The sequence below is a fragment of the Saprospiraceae bacterium genome (assembly GCA_016713025.1).
Classification (GTDB): domain Bacteria; phylum Bacteroidota; class Bacteroidia; order Chitinophagales; family Saprospiraceae; genus OLB9.
Map to the genome: position 1 here is coordinate 393765 of JADJPZ010000002.1, position 20495 is coordinate 414259.

The following is a 20495-nucleotide window of genomic DNA, read 5'->3' on the forward strand; positions in this document are numbered from 1 at the left end:
TAAAAAAATGAAGAAACAAAATTCCATACAATTGTTTGAAGATAGAAAGGTAAGAACCTTGTAGAATGACGAACACGAAAAATGGTTTATTTCCATTATTGATGTAATTGAAATATTAACCAATACTGATGAAATATTAACCAATACTGATAGACCAAGAAAATATTGGAACGATTTAAAAGCAAACCTCAAAAAAGAAGGAAGTGAGTTGTCCGAAAAAATCGGACTACTCAAAATGCAATCAGTCGATGGTAAATTTTATTTAACCGATGTAGCTGACACTGAACAACTTTTTCGTCTGATTCAGTCCATTCCATCGCCAAAGGCAGAACCGTTTAAACTTTGGTTAGCACAAATGGCGAAAAATATTATTCAGAAAAAAGAAAGCGGAATACCGTTTTTAAGAGTACAAAATCTTTCACAAACAGGCGTTTTAGAGTTTGACGATTGTAAATACATCAACGAAGAAATATACAACGGAATGCTGAAAAGAAGCTTGGTTTCAGCAGGTGATTTGTTAGTAAAGACAGTTCAATTCTGTACTGTTTATCTGATTTTGCAATCTTAACTATGTTTACATTTTGATTCAGCCCGCATGAAATCATGCTTCTACATGATTTTAATCATTGCTATTTTCACAAAAAAATAGTAAGCTTTGTTCAGATTTTTAATTAATAGCGTAAATGAAAAGTAAAAGCATTTCTTTAAATATTTTTATTAATCAATGACATGAAAGCTAAAAATGAAACTATAAATACTTTTAGAATCCAATCAAATATTTTGGTGGTCATTTGCTCGTTCATTATCGTCGTTTTATTGAGTGGGTGCAGCGTTACGGGATTATTGATAGGAAGTCAAATAAAAAGCAAAAAAAATGTTACGAAGCAGGTTCGTGGATGGGAAATAAACAATATAGCCAAAGATAAACCATTAATAGTTGTTTTAAAGAATGGTGATTCTATTTCCGGGTTTTTTAAAAAGGAAGAATTAATGCCTTTAGAAGCATATTCAGATTTTTATACACAAAAGACAGAAGGGCTTAATGTTGGATTTAAATTACCTCGCATAGGAGACTCAATTGTCTTTTATGCAAGTTCTGGAAATAATTATAATCAAGGTAAAAATCAAACCATTTCGTCCATATTTTGGGGTTTTGATTATAACAATTTAATAGTACAGGGAAATTATAATTTACCTGTAAGATATCCTTTGAATAATATTTATTCTCCACATATTAATTTCGACGAAATAAAAATACTCATAAAATCAGGAAGTTTACCAGTCAGAAGCATTCTAAGTTTCAACTCAGTAAATGTTCAACACGATATAAGATCGTATGATATTCAAGATATTTCTTACGTAAATTCAAAAAGCAAAGCTCTCCCAGGATTTATGCTGGGATTAATTATTGATTTTCTGATTTTGTCAAATTTTGATGGAGTTGGCCTGCAGGGAAGTTTAGACCTTTTTAATTGAAACTTAAAAGTTAAGTTATGAAAGCTAAAAATAAAACTATAAATACTTTAGGCATCCAATCTAATATTCTGGTGGTCATTTGCTCGTTCATTATCGTCGTTTTATTGAGTGGGTGCAGTATTACCGGTGCACTTATCGGGAGTACTATAAAAACAAAGGAAAATATTCGGGTTTCAGGATCGGAAATTGACAAAATAGGTAAGGATAATCATGTAAAGGTAGTATTAAAAAATGCAGATACTTTACAGGGCTTTTTTAAAGGAACAGATCTTGTTCCACTTGATGAATATACAGCCATTTATCGGGACAGAAGTTCAAAGTTATTGCTGGATTTCAAACTGCCTCAACCGGGAGATACTTTTACTTTTAAAATAATTAAAGGAAACAGCTCTATTCAGCAGAAAAATATAACCTACTCCTACATTTTTGAAGGCTTTGACCTGAACAGGATAATATTAAAAGACAGTAAAAACAATATTAGATTTTATTCATTGAGTAACATCTATACTGCCAACACAAATTTGAGTAAAATTAATGATCTGATTGTTTTAGGAGAACTTCCAACGAGGACAATTTTGAATGTTTCAACAATAGATGGTATAAAAAAGATAAAGCCTTCAGATATATATTGTATTGATTTTCAAAAGTCAAAAAACCACCCAATTTCCGGACTTCTTATCGGCTTGGTTGTGGACATTATTTTAGCCCCAAAATCAATCTGGCTGCTTGCAAATTTATTAAATTTTTGAATCACCTCGCCATGTCAACCAAAACCTATCCAACAGAAACTTATAACATGAAGTTGAAAATATTATTTGGAGAGAGCACTAGAACCTTTAAGATAGGTATGTTTATTGGCAGTTTTGGTGAATGATGATTAAAAACTTCTTTGGATATTGGATTTTTTATTTTACATTAGCGCCATAGAACAGTATAATTATGAGCCCTACAGTCAAAAATATCATTGTTTTTATCGGCGCACTGGTTGCAGGAGGTGTCGTAGTATTTGGATTGGAATCATTGAGTCATCAGATATTTCCGCCACCTTCTGACATCAATCCAAACAATTTGGAAAGTTTAAAGAGTATCATGAAAAATGCCCCTGCCGGTAGTCTTGCTTTGGTGATTCTGGCACACGCAGCGGGTGCGATGGTTTCCGGATGGATTATCGGTCGTTTTGCGTCATCTTCACATCGCTTATTGGCTATGGGCATAGGATTGTTATGGACAATAACCGGAGTGGCCAATTTAGTCATGATTCCTCATCCAGTGTGGTTTTCTATTGCAGATGCATGTGTGTATTTGCCTATGACATTACTGGGATTAAAGTTAGCGACAAAAACTACTTAATTCATCGATTTTTTCACTATCAAAACAATCAGATACAATGATGAACACAAAAATGATTATTGGAGTAGTTGTCGGAGGATTTTTAGTTTTCCTTTGGCAGTTTTTATCCTGGGCTATGCTCAATCTACATGGCTCTGAACAAAAATACACAGCTGAACAGGATGCCATCCTGCAGATGTTGGGAGAAAAACTTCCTGAAGAAGGAAGCTATTATCTACCCATGTCTCCGCCTGGCACATCTTCTGAAGACCAGCAAAAAATGATGGATGCATCAGCCGGAAAACCCTGGGCTCAAATATCATATCACAAATCCATGAATACGGCCATGGGCATGAATATGTTCAGAGGGTTTCTGACAGATATTGTGGCGGTATTTCTGCTCGTGTGGTTATTGGGCAAAATCCCCGAATGTACGATGGGTACATCCATTATGGCTTCTGTTGCTGTAGGTGTAATCGGTTACCTCACCACTGAATATACCAACTCCATATGGTTTGAAACCAACTCTATGCCTGACTTGATAGACGCCGTAGTATCATGGGCACTCTGCGGTACCTGGTTGGGTTACTGGATGAACAGATAGAAAATTTATTACCTGCAAAACAATTCGAATTCCATAATGCCATGCAGCAGTATTGTTGCATGGCATTTTTAATTTACCTATGGTGTTATAAATTATCCTAACTTGGGACTCTGTCATTATTTATGTATTTTTGCAGCCTTCTAAAATATTAAAGATTTTTAGTTTTACCATGGAATATCAAATGATAAAAACCGAGCAGAAAGCCCTGGACATCAACCTGAATGATCCGATTTACGGCACTTTTGCCGAGATAGGAGCCGGTCAGGAAGTAGCAAGAAACTTTTTTCAGGCCGGGGCAGCCGCAGGGACCATCGCCAAAACAATGTCAGCATACGACAAAACCTATTCAGATGCTATTTATGGTGCAGAACCATCAGGCAGGTATGTTTCAGAAGCCAGACTTTACAAAATGTTGCATCATGAGTGGAGCCTGATGGAAGAAAGGCTGAGTAAAACCCGACCGGATGCGACATTTTTTGTGTTTGCAGATACTGTTCAAGCTATCAATTATACCCGTACTATCAAAGGAAATGGCTGGATGGGTTTAAGATTCAGATTGAAGCCCGATGGCCCTGTCAACGATATGGTATTGCATGTAAAAATGCTGGATACTAACAACAGGCTTCAACAGGAAGCCATAGGTGTCCTTGGGGTAAATATGATTTATGCTTCATTTTATTGTAATGATGATCCGGAGAAAATGGTCAGGTCTCTCGTCGATAATATCAAGGATCGCGTCAGCATCGATCTGCTCAGAATCAACGGAGAAGATTTCAATTATTTTGACAAAAGGATCTTATCCCTTTACTTGGTGAAACATAAGCTTACATCGGTAGCTATGTTTGACATCAACAAGACGGGAATACATCCTTCTGAATTTTTGTATAAGGAGGCGCTCATGGTCATCCGAGGCAATTTTAGACCCCCTACGCTGGTAACACTCGATGCTATCAGTTGCAGCTATGCCCAATTCAGGGCAGAAACAAAACTGGCCGACGAAAAACTAAACCTTATGATGGAGCTTACGATGGACAGGCTCAAAACAGACGATGATGAAGTAAACGAAAAGGATTTTCTCGAGAGAGCTGACATGCTCAGTGCATTGGGTCACAATGTTTTACTCTCTGATTGTGTCAACCATGAAATGCTGATCAACTACCTCAATGATTATAAAATTTCCCATCTCGGATTGGTAATTGGTGCTCGGGAATTGAAAAAAATCATATCTGAAAAATTTGAACAAAATCAGGACGGAAGATTGTTGGTGGCCTTCGGTGAACTGTTCAGTCAGAATATCCGCGTGTACGTATATCCTGCTCAAAATCAAGATGACGACTCTATTTCCACAGCAGAAACGCTTCAGGTTCCTGAGGGCATTAAGTTCTTGTACAAATACCTTCTCGACAGCAAGCAAATAGTCCCTGTGACAGCATTCAATAAAAATATTCTCAATATCTATCCGCATGATGTCCTTCAGGAAATCAAAGAAAATATAAAAGGATGGGAAACAAAATTACCAGCATCATTGGCACAACTTATCAAATCGCAAAAATTGTTTAGTTATAAAGGTGATTGTTGATAAAATTTCAGAACATGATACTCACTGTAAAAGAAGTTTTTATATATTTGTAAAAAATATTTTCATCATAAAAAAATACTTTGATTATGTCTGGTAAAAATATGATCCAAAATGCCATAAGTTATGGTTATGAATTTAAAATAGGAGATTATATATCCCGAGGTTTTAAGATTTTTAAAGATAATCCCGGAGGATTTATAGGCTTTGCAGTATTGTTTTTTATCATCAGTATTGTAATCCAAATGATCCCTTTATTAGGGTTTTTAATTGCTATTGTAGTTTCACCGCCATTATCTGTGGGAATAGCTATCGCATCACATAAGCAAGAAAAAGATGGAGACATGGCTTTTGGAAATTTTTTCAAGGGATTTGATCATATAGGACAGTTGATTGTTGCATATATTATCATGCTTGTAGTTTATTTGATCATTGCTTTACCATTGATATTTATGGTCGGTTTTGAATTGATCTCATCATTTGCATCAGGAGACCCAGAAGCCATATTGGAGTCTGGTCAGGAATTAGCAAAATTAGGTATTTGGTTTTTGGTTTTTGCAATGGTATTTACTTATTTGGGAGTATGTCTGAGATGGACCAATTATCTTATTGTATTTCACAAATATGACGCAGTCTCGGCCATAAAGACAAGTTGGCAATTGGTCAACAAAAGATGGATCTGGCATTTTCTTTTTCTGTTATTGTGCGGTTTGATAATGTTAGCAGGTTTTATTGCATTGCTTGTTGGTATTGTAGCAGCATATCCTATCATTATGGCAGCTGACTATGCTGGCTATGCTGATATCACGGGTCTGAATCAGGGTGACGACGATATCAATGAGCTGGGAACAGACGTAGATTTAGTTTGATTTTGGACTTTAATTCAGTTCATTCGTCGAAATTGAGCGTTTTAAGGTAGGTAAAGAAATTAATTTTCCGTTTTTATTGTTGAATTTTCAAAATTGGAATGATTTTTTCTATATACTATCATGGTGAAATTCATTTTAAATGTACCTAAAGACAATCATACAGGGAAGGCTGGAGTTCGGGACTGAAAAGAGTTATGAAAAGGTAACTAAAATGTTTCAACAACGGGTAGAAACCTATTACAAAACAGACGTCATTTTTAAATTTGAAGATATCTTTAAAGATGAAGGGCTTTGTCTCGAAATACCCAGATTTGTCGGGCAAGTCTCCGAAAAAGCTTTTAGAACGACTACCAATCTACTAAAATATTGTGTTCAATTTGCCGTTGCTGGATCTATTCGGGCATGGCTCATCAACGAAGGAGAAATTGTGCAGTTTGAAACGCTTGAACCTGATAGTGATAAAGGGGCAGTTCAGTCTTATGTCAAGGGAAGAAAACTTGTCAAAGTAAAAGGTAAAGAAGATGAAGCTTTGGCAGCCCTCAGTTCAGCTATTGAAAAATATAACAGACACGCCCAAGCTTATGAAAGACGGGCAAAAGTCAATTTTATCATGCGCAATTATCACGATGCGCTCAGAGACTACAACAAATGTATTTCAATAGATGCATCCATACCCACTGCTTATTATGGTAAAGCTAAGATCCATATGTTGAGAGAAGAATGGGATCTGGCTATAGAAAACCTTGAAGAATCCATCAAAAAATCCATAGCCCTACAAACTTTGTACTGGAAATCCCGACGGCTAAAAGCAGAATGCCATATTGTTCAAAAAGAATGGCAAAAAGCAGCATTTGACCTGAAATTGTTTACTAACAGGAATTTTGCTAAAGATGACCCCAACAGGTTTTGGCTGAGATTTGCATTTTATCATTACGGTATAGTATTGCTGCACCTAGAAGAGCATAATGAAGCATTAAAAGCTTTTGACAAAGCACTCGGTCTACCACACGTGGATGATGGTGTAAAAGAAGCTGACATTCTAACACAAAGAGGTCTGGTAAAACAAAAGACCGGCAAAACAGGGTATAAAAAAGATATCAAAGATGCTGCTTCAAAAGGTGGGTCCAAAGCCAAAAACTTGCTTAAGACCCTCAAGTAGACTATTTTGGGCGACCTTGATCATACTTTCTACTTCGCTTTTTCGTAATTTTCATTTATTATGGTTTGGAGTTTCAAGATTATCAAATCCTTGAGCATATATTAAATTTCAACATTTAACTGCATGTGGCAAACCTTTGTCTCATCAGGCGTTATATTATTTTCCCCTCGTTCGTCGTATCGCGTCAAGCTATGCTTGAGCTTCCTAGCTACGTTGCAGTATCAGCAGGCATCTTGCCTGAGAGCGTACAATAAAACGATCATGAACAATGCAGGCTGGAAGCCTTGTGATAGGGTATCGTAACGGGACGCTACGACAAACTGAGCATCTTAGTGGTCAAAAACCAAAACAACCGAATGTAACTATGTTAATTTATGACAATACCTAAGATTTTCAAAATATAAATACTGTACCAGTATCACTTTTATGCCGTTTGTTTTGATATTGATACAGTAAATTATCATTCGCCAAATAATATTTTTTCAAGAGTCTTGGTTGAGAAGGAACTGCAACCACATTTGTAAATAAAATGTGAATGAATGGTATGAGACTAAAAAAATAAACTTTACTTTTAGGCGCAAAATAATAAAAATCACAAAATGAATACATCAGCAACTAAAATGTCACACCCTAAAGGATTATGGGTATTGTTCGGGACAGAAATGTGGGAAAGGTTCAATTTTTATGGTATGCGGACCCTTCTCACTTTATTTATCGTCCACGCATTAATGATGAGCGAAGAGCAATCTTCGCTGATTTATGGTGGATTTTTAGGTCTTTGTTACCTTACTCCCATGTTGGGAGGGTTTATTTCTGACAGATTTCTGGGCAATAGGAACTGTATAATGATTGGAGGTCTCCTGATGGCTACAGGTCAATTTTTACTGTTCGCCAGCGCCAGTACTTTCGGTGCTAATCTGGATTTGGCAAAAACACTTTTATATGTAGCATTAGGGGTGCTTATATTCGGAAACGGGTTTTTTAAACCCAATATTTCCAGTATGGTCACCAATCTGTATCCAAAAGAAGAAAAAACTAAGTTAGATACCGCTTTTACAATATTTTATATGGGTATCAATATAGGCGCATTTTTAGGTCAGTTTCTTTGTCCGGCATTGGGAGATGTTGTGGATGTAAATGGTACAAGAGATGTATTTGCATTCAAATGGGGATTTATGGCTGCGGGTATCGCTATGCTGATAGGTACATTTACATTTTATATGCTCAAGGACAAATATGTTGTAACTCCTGAAGGAAGAGCACTTGGTGGCTTACCGAAGCATAATATTGCATCAGATTATGAAGAAGGCGAATCACAGAAGGCAGTCTTTACAAGTCAGGCAATTACAATAGCTGTTGGTGCATTTGTAGCCCTTGCTTGTATCTTTTACTTTGTTATTGGCCAAAATGTGATTTACTCCGGAATATATGCCAGTGGTCTTACATTGGCAGGATTGATTCTTTCAGATTCTTCATTGACCAAAGTAGAGAGAGACAGAATTCTTGTCATCTATGTAGTGTCATTTTTTGTCATCTTTTTCTGGGCTGCATTTGAGCAAGCAGGATCATCCCTTACATTTATTGCCAACAATCAAACGGACAGAAATTTTTTGGGATGGAACATGCCTCCTTCGATGGTTCAAATATTCAACGGTATATTTGTAGTGGCTTTAGCCATACCTTTCAGTATCTTGTGGGATAAACTCAGAGCAGCAGATAAAGAACCTATTTCTCCTATGAAACAAGCTTTTGGTTTGGCGGTTATGGCCTTAGCCTATTTTATCATAGCCAATAATGTAAAAGACCTTGGAATATCAGGATTATTAGGTATTAAATGGCTGATTTTGTTATATCTTCTGATGACTATAGGTGAACTTTGTTTATCTCCAATCGGACTCTCATTGGTCGGAAAGTTGGCTCCAAAAAGATTTACATCTTTACTTTATGGTGTATTCTTCCTATCCAATGCATCCGGATATGCACTTGCCGGAACACTTGGAGCGATCTTACCGGCTACCGGAGATAAGTTTAAGACCGCCAGCGAGATGGGGCTTGATCTTCAGGCTATCCTGGACAAAACAGTAACTCCTACTGCTGAACAGTTGAAAATGCTTGCTGATAAAAATATCATGGATCACTACCCTGTATTTGCCGGTTTCCAGATCACCAATCTGTATGAATTTTTCCTTGTATTTGTGATTTTATGCGGAGTGGCTGCTGCTTTGCTTTTTGCGCTGGTACCTACACTCAAAAAAATGATGCATGGAGTACATTAAGAAGGCATAAACATTTAAAAAATAAAGAAAGACCGCAATTTCTATCGATGAAATGTGCGGTTTTTTAAATAATTGTGTGTCTATATCAATTGTACCAAAAACATGTTTGCAAAAGAATTACTTTTATACAACACAGCAGATAAAAAAGTAAACGTATCAGTTTATTACCAAAATGGCACTTTTTGGCTAACACAGAAAGCAATGGCTGAGTTGTTTGGAGTAAATGTTCCAGCAATAAGCAAACATTTAAGAAATATTTTTGAGACAAGTGAGTTATTGGAAGATTCAGTTATTTCCATTTTGGAAACAACTGCCAAAGATGGTAAAAATTACTCAACAAAATTTTACAGACTCGAAGCCATTTTAGCAGTGGGTTACCGCATAAATTCCAGCCAAGCCACTGATTTTCGCAAGTGGGCGACCCAAACTCTCAATGAATTTATCATCAAAGGTTTTGTATTGGATGATGATCGTCTTAAGCGAGGTAAAACATTTGGTCGCGACTATTTTGATGAATTGCTGGAACGAATTCGAGAAATCAGGTCGAGCGAAAGAAGGTTTTACCAAAAAATTACTGATCTATATGCTCTTAGTACGGATTATAATAAGGAAAGCCAACAAACTAAAGATTTTTTTGCGGCTGTTCAAAATAAACTGCATTGGGCTATTACGGGCAAAACTGCTGCTGAAATCATCTATTCTGATGCTGACGCTGCCAAACTACATATGGGCTTAAAAACCTGGAAAGCAGCTCCGGATGGAAAAATAATGAAAAGTGATGCTATGGTGGCTAAAAACTATTTGGAGCTCCAGCACATAACGGAACTAAACCGCATTGTGTCGGCGTATTTAGATTTAGCAGAAAACAATGCACAGAGAAACATTGCTTTTAACATGCAACAATGGGCAACATTTTTAGATCGGTTTTTAGAGCTATCAAATTATCCGATTTTAAAAGATAAAGGCAAAGTTTCAATGCTGGAAGCCAAACTTAAGGCGGAAGGTGAGTATGAAAAATTCCGAATCATTCAGGATCAAAACTATGAAAGCGATTTTGATAAAGAGATTAAAAGGCTTAAACCATAAGTCCATGACGGAATTATGGTGAACAGAAAATATTGTGCGAAAATTTAAATCATAAGTTATTATTTTTCAAATAATTGTGATTTTGAATTTTGCAAATCATTTTCTGGTAAGTAAAAAAACATACGCTCAGACTAAAAACCTATAAATCTTAGATTTTTATTTTATTTTTGACTTTTTAACGTTAAAAAATCAGAGAGCATGAGACATAATGAAAACCTAAGTTTAGAACAAATTCAAAACTTCGAAGGAAAATACCCTAAACAAATCTGGCCACTTTTCTTCTCTGAAATGTGGGAACGATTTTGTTTCTATGGCATGCGAGGTATGCTGATTTATTTTATGGTGACAGAACTGATGCTCAATGACTCAGTCGCCAATCTACAGTATGGAGCTACTCAGGCATTTGTGTACGCATTTACTTTCATTGGCGGCTTGTTTGCAGATAAAATTCTGGGATACAGAAAATCTCTGTTTTGGGGTGGAATATTGATGATAGCAGGTAGTTTGATTCTGGCAATTGACCCCAAGGCATATTTCTTTTTTGGTATCAGCTTTACCATCATCGGTACAGGATTTTTTAAGCCCAATATTTCAACTATGGTTGGTCAATTGTACAAAGAAGGCGACGCAAGGAGAGATGCAGGATTTTCATTGTTTTATGCCGGTATTAACATAGGAGCGTTGTTGGGAGGTTATCTGTGTATAGCAGTGGGAAAAGGAGAAATGTTGAGCAGCATTGTACCCGAAGCTCTAAGATGGAATGTAGCTTTTGGATTTGCGGCTATTGTGATGGTGATCAGTCTGCTTACATTTATCAATACTCAGAGATCTATGGGCGAAATAGGTTTGTCACCATTGTCTCACTTGACGGAAAAAAAGCGCAAAATAACGGAATGGGCAACGTATATTGGCTCATTGGTCCTGCTGCCTGTGATCATGATCATGGTATCCAAGACCGAATATACTGATTACTTTATGTACACTATAGGCCCGCTTACCTTGCTTTATTTGGGATATGAAATGATGTCGATGGACGTATCGGATCGTAAAAAAATGATGGCCGGATTGGTATTTATCTTCTTTAGTATCATCTTTTGGGCTTTTTTTGAGCAGAGTGGTGGATCGCTAAGCTTATTTGCAGCCAACAACCTGGACAATACTGTCCTGGGTATACCTCTTGATCCCAATGGTGTCAATAACTCGGCCAACTCTCTATTTGTCATCATGTTTGCAGCGCTTTTAGGAATCGTTTGGATTTGGCTGGCCAAAAGGAAGATGGAGCCAAACACATTGATAAAATTTGGTATGGCATTTATTTTTCTCGCAGGTGGATTCTATATTTTTTATAGTACCAGATTATTTGCTGATGCCAATGGGGTCACTTCACTTGATCTGTTTACGTTTGGATGGTTGATTATCACTTTCGGTGAGTTGTGTCTTTCACCTATCGGTATGTCCATCATGACCAAACTGGCTCCCCAAAGACTGCAGGCCATCATGATGGGTATGTGGTTTTTGGCAAGCGCATACGGACAATACTTTGCCGGAATTCTTGGTGCCAATATATCTGAAGCATCAGAAAATGCAGATAATTATAATAAATTGATATCATATACTGATGGTTACCAACAGTTGGCCATTTATGCTTTGATTGCAGGTGTCGTGCTTATCGCCATCTCACCGTTTGTTCGCAAATTGATGCAGGAAGTGAAATAGTTTTTGAAGTTTAACATATTTTTTATCAGATTTTGTAATACTATTTTTGCAAATATCGTTTATACCAAAACGATTTGTTTAGAAATGAAATATTACCACTTCTTTGTTGTTTCTGTATATTTTTTATTGATTCACAGTATTTCTTCTTTTGGTCAGTCAAATTTTGTCAATTCAGAGGAAGAGTTGGCTTACCATGCCGATGTAATGGCCAATGCCTCCGAAGGTAAACACCGAAGTCAGGCTATGAGTAAGTTCAATTCCATGTTTTTGGAGACCCTTGGTAAAAAGGGTTCTTATCAACACCAGTTTGATTCTCTGAAGTGGATTTCCAAGAAATCTCCGATAGACAGATCATTCAGGATTTTTACCTGGGAAGTAGCCGTAGCAGAAGGAGATGTTAGATATTTTGGGATCATACAGACATCTGATGAAAAATTGCATGTGCTCAAAGACAATTTTAAAAATATCGATGGTGGCCTCAGGGAAGATGAGTACGACAAAGAAACCTGGCTCGGTGCACTCTATTATCATCTGATGGAAAATACAACTTCCAAGGGTGAAAAATATTATTTGCTATTTGGTATCAACAGATGGGACAAATACGAAAACATCAAACTGATAGATGTACTCTTTTTTACAAGGGAAGGCAATCCTTATTTTGGTAAGCCGGTCTTCAGAACTCAGGTAGCCGGTCAGAAAGACGAACAAGTCAACAGATTATTGTTTAAATATGCTGCTGATGCTCAAATGACGGTCAATTATAATCCCGGCATGGAAATGATCGTTGTGGATAACCTGATCAAAAAGATGAGTCGTATACCCGGACAAGGGGAAACGCTAGTACCTGATGGCAGCTATGTCGGCTATGAACTAAAAGAAGGATATTGGACCCGAATAGACAAGATCGCTACTCAAATTATGGATGAGGCACCCAGGCCCAAACCTGTACTTGACCAAAGAAAGGGCAAAAAGATTAATGGAAATTAGTAGTTGGGAAATATATTGTGAACATAAAATATCATTCAAAATTTAAATTATAATTTATCGTAATCTAAATAAATAATGATGATTTTAAATTTTCGCATTCAATTATTAGTTTAGTATAACCGAGCTAAAGCAGGGAAAGTACTATGATAAGATCAACCCAATAGGACAATGATCTGACCCTAATTCCTGATCGAGGATAAATGCATCCTTGATATTTTCATTCATGCGTTCATCTACCAGAAAATAGTCAATGCGCCAACCAAGATTTTTGGCTCTGGCACCAAATCGAACACTCCAAAACGAGTATTGAACTTTTTCTGGATAAAGAGTTCTGAAAGAATCAATAAATCCTTTTGCCAGAATTTTTGTCATGCCATCAATTTCCACTTGTGTATAGCCTGATGTTTTGTTGTAGTTTTCCTTTGGTCTGGCCAAATCGATAGCTTGATGAGCAACATTGAAATCACCTGTGACGATGACATTTTTCTTTTTTCGCAAATCAGCAAGATAATTGGAAAAAGCCTCGTCCCATTCTCCACGGTAATCAAGTCTTTTGAGTCCTTCACCACTATTGGGTACGTAAACATTAACCAAATAGAAATCTTCAAATTCAGCGCAGATGACACGACCTTCATTGTCATGATCAGTGATTCCTATATCTTTTGTGACGGATATTGGCTCTTTTTTGGAGATGATAGCGACACCCGAGTATCCTTTTTTCTCTGCAGAATTGCTGTGAACGTAGTATCCACTCAATGATGAAAGTGCTTCTGTTACCTGATCATCCTGAGCCTTTGTTTCTTGCAGGCAGAAGATATCTGCATTCATATCAGCAAACTGCTTTAGAAATGTTCGCCCTACCACAGCACGGATTCCATTGACATTCCATGAGATAAGTTTCATATTTTATTTTTATTCGATTTTTAATTGTCAGATGGAATTCGCCGTAGCGAATAAAAAATAATCTTTGTGGTTTGTACCCTCCTGAACACTTTAGTCGGAAAGGTAAAATATACCATGATTATTTTTTATGTCGATTTCATGTGATTGTTTTGATCTTAAAAAGTCACAATGTTAACTCATTATAGCGAACTTTTGAAAAAAATTGGATAAAATAAAATGCCACTTAACGAGGCATATAAAATTAGAGTTACAGATTATTTATGCTTAGGGTTTCTTAAAGGCCTTCATTTTATACGCAATAATTTGGTCCATTTGTGCTTCGGATTGCTCTAAATTATGAATGATGTTTTTATAGTCGTTATCATCTCTGTTTTGTGAGAGTTTTTGTTTGATAGCTACTTCAGTAGGCATTATTTTGATACCCAATGCTCCTTTCATTTCTTTTTCAATGTAGGCTTGCCCCATTTTTTCAACTGATAATGGGCATTTTTGTGAAGCTTCATATTTTTGTGTCAACGTTGACAAATGGTGGTATAGCTCTTCATCAGACATAAATGTAACACTACCATATACTTGTACTGCTTCATAATTCCATGTGGAAACATTGATATGGTCATACCATGACGAAGAGATATAAGTGTGTGCCCCAAAAAAATCACAAAGCACTTCATCTTCTTTTTCAAGATATTTAGCAACTGGATTTGCTCTGCTGATGTGAGTCTCTAAATGGTACTTATTATTTGATTTTTCACTAAGTAAAAACATGGCTTTGGTCGATCTGATACGCTCTTTAAATGTAATCAGACTTGAAAATGAATTTTCACGGATGATTTCTTTCAATAAAAGGTAATCTTCTGACTTGAACAATTTTGGCAAATACACTTCAAAACATTTTATAAATTATAGAGTAAAACGCATATTTTTTTGGTTATCCTTCTGTTGTCTTTCGATAAACATAATGACTTGAAAAAGTGATACAAAAAAGATAAAACACCAGATTGAGGCATATTTATCTAAAAATGCCTAAATCATATTTGCGAATGCCCAATAGCAATTGCTGAAAATTGGTGTAGATTGTTGATTCCTTTAGAAAGGCAAATCATCAAAGTCAGCAGGTAAACCTCCCGATGTAAACTCGCTGTTTTCATCAAAAACCGGTGGTGCAGGAGGAACTGGTGCCGATGGGTGCTGAATAGCCTGAGCCTGTGATGTTGCCTTCTCCAATCGCCATGCATTCAGATTTGTAAAGTACTTTCCTTGCCACTCTCTGCCTCTCAGATCAAATGATACTTTCATCTTTTCTCCTTCCTGATATGTATCAACAAGGTTGCATTTGTCTTGTGTGAGTTGAAACTTCACGAATTGAGGATAAGTGTCCTCTGTGGTGATCACAAATTCGCGTGTCTGAAACGAACTTGATTTGCTTTCAATATCAAACTTTTTATGCAGTATGCCTTCAATTTCAAATGTCATGATTACTATTACTCTAAGTTTTGTTAAAAGTTTATGGTTTGACGAGTTGTTTTAAAAAAATCTATGATGATGCAATGATAATCAAATCAATCAATAAATTTGCATCAGGCCACTTATCATATGAATTTTAGTCACTATATGGATATTAGATCAATATGCTTTTGCAAAAACAACTCTTTTTTCAGAGGGTTTTCCGGAATACATACAAACTCCACTCTCCGACGGCATATCAAAAGGAATACATCTGATAGTTGCCTTTGTTTCTTCTTTTATTTTTTCTTCAGTTTCATGTGTCCCATCCCAGTGACAAAAGAAAAATCCACCTTTTGTTTCTAATTGTACTTTGAATTCGCTATAGTCGTCCACTTTGGTAAAGTGAGCTTCTCTATGACTTTTTGCTCTCTGAAACAGGTTTTCCTGAATCTCCTCAAGCAATTTTAATACATGATTCACTACATCGTCGAGAGAAATGGTTGCTTTTTCTTTTGTGTCTCGACGGGCTACTTCAATGGTATTGTTTTCGATATCCCTTTTGCCAAGACCAAGTCTGACGGGTACGCCTTTCATCTCATATTCTGCAAACTTAAAACCCGGTCTTTTGGTGTCATCAGTGTCTATTTTAACTTTAATGCCGTGTGCTTTCAGGGCATTACTGATTTCATTTGCTTTGCTTAGAAGTTCGTCTTCTGGCTTAGGTATAGGCACGATGACAACCTGAATAGGAGCAAGTTTGGGAGGTAATACTAAACCCTCATCATCTGAATGAGTCATAATAAGCCCACCAATCAACCTGGTAGAAACACCCCAAGAGGTCGCCCACACGTATTCGTTTTCGTTTTTATCATTGCTGAAAGTAACGTTAAATGCTTTGGCAAAATTCTGACCAAGGAAGTGTGATGTTCCCGCCTGCAGAGCCTTACCGTCCTGCATCAGAGCTTCTATGGTGTATGTATCATCAGCACCGGCGAAACGCTCATTTTCTGACTTTGCTCCTTTTATGACGGGCATGGCCATATATTCTTCGGCAAACTGCGCATAGACGTCATGTATTAAACGTGCTTCACTGATAGCTTCAGTTTTGGTGGCGTGGGCGGTATGTCCTTCCTGCCACAAAAACTCTGCTGTACGGAGGAACGGTCTGGTCCTCATCTCCCACCTGACAACATTGGCCCATTGGTTGATCAATATTGGTAAATCACGATATGATTGTATCCAGTCTCTGTATGTATTCCATATGATGGCTTCGCTGGTAGGTCTGACGATCAGTTCTTCTTCCAGTTGTGCTTCAGGATCCACCATGAGTTTTCCTGGATTATTCGGGTCGTTTTTTAATCTGTAGTGAGTGACCACCGCACATTCTTTGGCAAAACCTTCTGCATTTTTTTCTTCTGCTTCAAAAAGGCTTTTGGGAACAAATAATGGGAAGTAAGCATTGACATGCCCTGTTTCTTTAAACATTTTGTCCAACTGATCTCTCATGTTTTCCCATATCGCATACCCGTAAGGCTTGATGACCATACATCCCCTTACTGCTGAACTGTCTGCCAATCCTGCTTTCTTCACTATATCATTGTACCATTGAGAATAATTTTCATCCCGTGGTGTAATCTCCTTTGCCATGAGTTCTTTAAAATTACTTTTTAGTTAAAATATCATTAAACAATTACTTTGAGAAACTTATCTAAGTCATTAAACGTCATAATATTGTAAATAAGTCCATTGAAAAAATGTTATAGTTAAAAGAACAGTTTTACAAAAATGTTGAATTTAAAGCAAAAAAGTGTGGCTTTTCGATTCAAAATTTTGTCAAATTATAGCTTTGAAGTATAAAAAACAAACATTAACATAAAGAATGGATAACTTTAAAAGATTTTTAACGATTAATTTGGCGCAAAAGTAGTAAATTGCACTCGATTAATTCAGAAAGTCAGATTTATTGCGATCAAAAACTTTAAAATTAAAAATAAACAACATGAAAGCCCGAATTATTACCCGATTATCCTTAGCAGTTTTTTTACTGTCAAGCGGGTTAGCATCAGCTCAATTTGATGATTTGTATTATGACCACAAAAAAGACAAATCTTTTGTTGTAAAAAAACAACCTGTAGAAGAACAAGAGATCATCTACGACGATAGTGATGTTCGCGAGGGAGGATCTTATGATGATGATAACTTTGATGATTATGATTATGGTACCAGAATCAGAAGATTTCACAGACCAATTGTTCAGAATATTTATCACAGCAACTTTGACTCATGGTGGTACAATGACTACTACGACCCATTTTGGACCAATGATCCTTTTTGGCCGAATAATCGTTGGAATTCCTGGGGTAACAATGCCAGCGTTAATATATTTATAGGTTCTCCTTTTATTTCATTCAACAGATGGAACCGTTGGAATAGATGGGGAAACAGCTGGGCATCGTGGAACGATCCGTGGATGTATAACTCAATAGGAAATCCATGGGGCTGGAATAACTGGAATAGCTGGAACCGCCCTTGGGGCTGGAATAGCTGGAATAGCTGGAACAATTGCCCTACTGTCTGGAATAATGGCGGTGGCTGGAACAGTTGGAATAGCGGTAACACAGGAAGCGGATCAGAATCCAACTCAAAGTCATATGGTAGCAGGAAGGGAGGGTCGCTCTCTTCTGCTGTAGGCGGAAGGGATGCATCTCCAAGAAGAGAAAATGTGTCAGGAAATACCAGACAGGATACAAATATAAAAGGAGTAGAACAAAATGTTGAAACCAGATCATCAAGCAGATCAAATGCAAATAATGCTACATCCAGGACATATAAGGGAGATATTAAAAGCAGTAGTGACACAGATTCAAGGCGCGGAGGATCCATAAGTTCTGATAGTAGGAGGAGTGAATCTGTAAGGAATGAAGGCTCAACTTCATCAAGCCGCAGAAGTGCTGATTCTGGCTCATCAAGAGGAAATGATGTAAATATATCCAGATCAAACGAATACAGAAGCAGCAGCAGAATTTATGATTCAGGTTCATCATCGAGATCTTATGATTCCGGCTCATCAAGAAGTAGTAGTTGGGATTCCGGTTCATCCTCAAGAAGTTCTTCATCAGGATCTTCATCGAGGTCTTATGATTCCGGCTCATCAAGAAGTAGTAGCTGGGATTCTGGCTCATCCTCAAGAAGTTCTTCATCAGGATCTTCAGGTTCATCAGGTTCATCAGGTTCTTCAGGTTCATCAAGTGGAGACGGTGGAGGTGGCAGAAGTTCTCAAAGAGGTGGAGGCTAACAGATAGCGACATATATTCATAAAAATAGTACAGGGCTGAGATAATGTAGATTATTCAGCCCTTTTATTTAACAAGATTTTAAACACTATAAAATGAAAAATTTAATTTTACCCATCTTATTATTTTTAACCACATCACTATCATCACAAAACATTACTGACGTAGTAAGATGGTCATCAATAGACTATGTCGGTTCAGCAAGGACACTCGGTGTCGGTAGTTCTTTCGGAGCTATGGGGGGTGATTTTTCAGTGATCAATATAAATCCTGCAGGTATCGCCGATTATCGCGTTTCTGAGTTTATGTTTACTCCATCCATGAGAGCTTATAAGGCAGATGCTCAATTTGCCCAAAATACTTCTTCCAATCAAATAAAAAAGGAAGTACTTTAGGACTTGACAACCTGGGCTTTGTATTGTCCAGAAATCCTGGTAGTAATTGGACAAGTTCTAATTTTGCAATAGGGTATAGCAGAATTGCTGATCTTCAAAAAAACATACAGTTGTCTGGCAAAATTAAGGGCTCTATTACCACTTATTTTGCTGAGCAGGCCAACAACAAATCCACTGATGATCTGGATGAGTATATTGCGTATCCCGCCTATAATACCGGCGCAATTTTTGACTTTGATAAAGATAAATTCTATGACACTGACTTTGCAAATCCGGCACAGGAAGTATTTCGCAATCAGGATATTATACAGAAAGGAGGTATCAATGAACTGACATTAGGTTGGGCAGGAGAGTACAAAAGCAATATCAACTTTGGAATATCCGCAGGCATACCTTTTGCATCTTTTGAAGAGTTAAAAACATACTCAGAAACCGACCCTAATGACGAAATTCCTGTTTTCACAAGTTTGGAATACATAGAAAGGCTCAATACATCCGGAGTAGGTTTCAATTTTAAAGCAGGTTTTACATACAAACTGAATAAGAGGGTGAGATTTGCCGGCGCATTCCATTCTCCCACATGGTATAGATTCAATGATGATTACAGCACCAGTATGTCCTATACATTTTTTGATAAGAAATCAGAAACATATGACTATGACTCAGAGGATGGATCTTTTGAATACAAAATTACTACACCATGGAGAGCCGTAGGAAGCATAGGTACAACATATCGTATAGGCGATCTTGTTGGATTTGTCAATGCTGATGTTGAGCATTTGGATTATACAAACAGCAACTACAATGGTACAGCATTCAGCTCTAATGATGGTGAAAAAAAATGGACGAATGAAGTAAATCGGGATATACAAAGAAGGCTTGGAACCGCCACCAATCTGCGATTAGGGTCAGAAGTGGGTTATAAAAATTTAAGGGTGCGCGCAGGATACAGTTTTGAACGCACAGCTTTCAATGCCGATGATTTCTATAATAATAAAATATCAGCAGGTATAGGGTTCAGAGAAGATAATTTTTTTATTGACCTGGGTATCAGAGTTGCTCAATACAGTGAAGGGTACAATCCTTATGTTGTTTTGGATAGCAAGCTTGACCCATTGAGCGTGATTGACACAAGACGGACCAGAATGGCATTAACTTTAGGTTTTAAATTTTGACCAGTTTGTAATCATAAAAAGTTTTAATGAAAACTCAATAAATATTTGCAGAAAACAAACAGAGTTGTATCTTTGCGTCGCTTTTCAAGAAAGGCCACCTTTTGAAGTTATAAAATGCAGGGAGATTAGCTCAGTTGGTTCAGAGCACCTCGTTTACACCGAGGGGGTCGGGGGTTCGAGCCCCTCATCTCCCACCATATAGAAA

18 protein-coding genes, 1 tRNA gene and 1 pseudogene are annotated in these 20495 nt (G+C 37.1%); 16 read left to right on the top strand and 4 right to left on the bottom strand.

Features of this window, described 5'->3' with window-relative positions; genetic code table 11:
* The first annotated feature begins 7 nt into the window (after window positions 1–7).
* The 12 genes and pseudogenes from IPK35_01825 (at window position 8) to IPK35_01880 (ending at window position 13078) form a co-directional block, all read left to right on the top strand.
* Window positions 8–568: pseudogene (locus tag IPK35_01825) on the top strand (hypothetical protein).
* A gap of 161 nt (window positions 569–729) precedes the next feature.
* Window positions 730–1476 (top strand): hypothetical protein, encoded by a 747-nt coding sequence (locus IPK35_01830; GenBank protein ID MBK8052037.1) that lies wholly within the window; start codon window positions 730–732, stop codon window positions 1474–1476.
* 17 nt (window positions 1477–1493) lie between these two features.
* Window positions 1494–2225, top strand: coding sequence for a hypothetical protein (locus tag IPK35_01835; GenBank protein MBK8052038.1), 732 nt, complete (start codon window positions 1494–1496; stop codon window positions 2223–2225).
* A gap of 190 nt (window positions 2226–2415) precedes the next feature.
* Window positions 2416–2826, top strand: coding sequence for a hypothetical protein (locus IPK35_01840; protein MBK8052039.1), 411 nt, complete (start codon window positions 2416–2418; stop codon window positions 2824–2826).
* Window positions 2827–2863: 37 nt separating this feature from the next.
* Window positions 2864–3409 (top strand): hypothetical protein, encoded by a 546-nt coding sequence (locus IPK35_01845; protein ID MBK8052040.1) that lies wholly within the window; start codon window positions 2864–2866, stop codon window positions 3407–3409.
* A 181-nt stretch (window positions 3410–3590) separates the two neighbouring features.
* The gene (locus tag IPK35_01850) at window positions 3591–4988 is read left to right on the top strand and encodes a TonB-dependent receptor (GenBank protein MBK8052041.1); all 1398 of its coding nucleotides are present in this window, start codon (window positions 3591–3593) and stop codon (window positions 4986–4988) included.
* Window positions 4989–5074: 86 nt separating this feature from the next.
* A complete protein-coding gene (locus IPK35_01855; GenBank protein ID MBK8052042.1) occupies window positions 5075–5854 on the top strand; it encodes a hypothetical protein in 780 nt (259 codons plus the stop codon).
* Window positions 5855–5993: 139 nt separating this feature from the next.
* Window positions 5994–7013: a hypothetical protein gene (locus tag IPK35_01860; GenBank protein MBK8052043.1), complete on the top strand. Its 1020-nt coding sequence runs from the start codon at window positions 5994–5996 to the stop codon at window positions 7011–7013.
* Between the two features lie 599 nt (window positions 7014–7612).
* On the top strand, window positions 7613–9289 hold the full coding sequence (locus tag IPK35_01865) for a peptide MFS transporter (protein MBK8052044.1): 1677 nt from the start codon (window positions 7613–7615) through the stop codon (window positions 9287–9289).
* Between the two features lie 102 nt (window positions 9290–9391).
* Window positions 9392–10375, top strand: coding sequence for a virulence RhuM family protein (locus tag IPK35_01870; GenBank protein ID MBK8052045.1), 984 nt, complete (start codon window positions 9392–9394; stop codon window positions 10373–10375).
* Window positions 10376–10573: 198 nt separating this feature from the next.
* Window positions 10574–12091: a peptide MFS transporter gene (locus IPK35_01875; GenBank protein MBK8052046.1), complete on the top strand. Its 1518-nt coding sequence runs from the start codon at window positions 10574–10576 to the stop codon at window positions 12089–12091.
* Window positions 12092–12175: 84 nt separating this feature from the next.
* Window positions 12176–13078: a hypothetical protein gene (locus IPK35_01880; protein MBK8052047.1), complete on the top strand. Its 903-nt coding sequence runs from the start codon at window positions 12176–12178 to the stop codon at window positions 13076–13078.
* Window positions 13079–13219: 141 nt separating this feature from the next.
* On the opposite strand, the gene xth is transcribed toward IPK35_01880, so the two are convergent.
* The 4 genes from xth to IPK35_01900 all read right to left on the bottom strand — a co-directional run bounded on the left by xth (window position 13220) and on the right by IPK35_01900 (window position 17074).
* Window positions 13220–13981, bottom strand: coding sequence for an exodeoxyribonuclease III (xth, locus tag IPK35_01885; protein ID MBK8052048.1), 762 nt, complete (start codon window positions 13979–13981; stop codon window positions 13220–13222).
* A 264-nt stretch (window positions 13982–14245) separates the two neighbouring features.
* Window positions 14246–14863 (bottom strand): FMN-binding negative transcriptional regulator, encoded by a 618-nt coding sequence (locus tag IPK35_01890; GenBank protein MBK8052049.1) that lies wholly within the window; start codon window positions 14861–14863, stop codon window positions 14246–14248.
* Window positions 14864–15067: 204 nt separating this feature from the next.
* Window positions 15068–15454: a DUF3127 domain-containing protein gene (locus tag IPK35_01895; protein MBK8052050.1), complete on the bottom strand. Its 387-nt coding sequence runs from the start codon at window positions 15452–15454 to the stop codon at window positions 15068–15070.
* 150 nt (window positions 15455–15604) lie between these two features.
* Complete coding sequence (locus IPK35_01900) at window positions 15605–17074, bottom strand: proline--tRNA ligase (protein MBK8052051.1); 1470 nt, start codon at window positions 17072–17074, stop codon at window positions 15605–15607.
* Between the two features lie 352 nt (window positions 17075–17426).
* On the opposite strand from IPK35_01900, the gene IPK35_01905 reads away from it, so the two are divergent.
* The 4 genes from IPK35_01905 to IPK35_01920 all read left to right on the top strand — a co-directional run bounded on the left by IPK35_01905 (window position 17427) and on the right by IPK35_01920 (window position 20487).
* Window positions 17427–18722 (top strand): hypothetical protein, encoded by a 1296-nt coding sequence (locus IPK35_01905; GenBank protein ID MBK8052052.1) that lies wholly within the window; start codon window positions 17427–17429, stop codon window positions 18720–18722.
* A 93-nt stretch (window positions 18723–18815) separates the two neighbouring features.
* Window positions 18816–19115: a hypothetical protein gene (locus tag IPK35_01910; protein MBK8052053.1), complete on the top strand. Its 300-nt coding sequence runs from the start codon at window positions 18816–18818 to the stop codon at window positions 19113–19115.
* 110 nt (window positions 19116–19225) lie between these two features.
* On the top strand, window positions 19226–20290 hold the full coding sequence (locus IPK35_01915) for a hypothetical protein (protein ID MBK8052054.1): 1065 nt from the start codon (window positions 19226–19228) through the stop codon (window positions 20288–20290).
* Window positions 20291–20409: 119 nt separating this feature from the next.
* Window positions 20410–20487 (top strand) — tRNA-Val (locus IPK35_01920).
* Window positions 20488–20495 lie beyond the last annotated feature (8 nt).

Coding starts and splice junctions, on each gene's coding strand:
- IPK35_01830 (MBK8052037.1), top strand. CDS start 730: ATGAAAGCTAAAAATGAAACTATAAATACTTTTAGAATCCAATCAAAT.
- IPK35_01835 (MBK8052038.1), top strand. CDS start 1,494: ATGAAAGCTAAAAATAAAACTATAAATACTTTAGGCATCCAATCTAAT.
- IPK35_01840 (MBK8052039.1), top strand. CDS start 2,416: ATGAGCCCTACAGTCAAAAATATCATTGTTTTTATCGGCGCACTGGTT.
- IPK35_01845 (MBK8052040.1), top strand. CDS start 2,864: ATGATGAACACAAAAATGATTATTGGAGTAGTTGTCGGAGGATTTTTA.
- IPK35_01850 (MBK8052041.1), top strand. CDS start 3,591: ATGATAAAAACCGAGCAGAAAGCCCTGGACATCAACCTGAATGATCCG.
- IPK35_01855 (MBK8052042.1), top strand. CDS start 5,075: ATGTCTGGTAAAAATATGATCCAAAATGCCATAAGTTATGGTTATGAA.
- IPK35_01860 (MBK8052043.1), top strand. CDS start 5,994: ATGTACCTAAAGACAATCATACAGGGAAGGCTGGAGTTCGGGACTGAA.
- IPK35_01865 (MBK8052044.1), top strand. CDS start 7,613: ATGAATACATCAGCAACTAAAATGTCACACCCTAAAGGATTATGGGTA.
- IPK35_01870 (MBK8052045.1), top strand. CDS start 9,392: ATGTTTGCAAAAGAATTACTTTTATACAACACAGCAGATAAAAAAGTA.
- IPK35_01875 (MBK8052046.1), top strand. CDS start 10,574: ATGAGACATAATGAAAACCTAAGTTTAGAACAAATTCAAAACTTCGAA.
- IPK35_01880 (MBK8052047.1), top strand. CDS start 12,176: ATGAAATATTACCACTTCTTTGTTGTTTCTGTATATTTTTTATTGATT.
- xth (MBK8052048.1), bottom strand. CDS start 13,981: ATGAAACTTATCTCATGGAATGTCAATGGAATCCGTGCTGTGGTAGGG.
- IPK35_01895 (MBK8052050.1), bottom strand. CDS start 15,454: ATGACATTTGAAATTGAAGGCATACTGCATAAAAAGTTTGATATTGAA.
- IPK35_01900 (MBK8052051.1), bottom strand. CDS start 17,074: ATGGCAAAGGAGATTACACCACGGGATGAAAATTATTCTCAATGGTAC.
- IPK35_01905 (MBK8052052.1), top strand. CDS start 17,427: ATGAAAGCCCGAATTATTACCCGATTATCCTTAGCAGTTTTTTTACTG.
- IPK35_01910 (MBK8052053.1), top strand. CDS start 18,816: ATGAAAAATTTAATTTTACCCATCTTATTATTTTTAACCACATCACTA.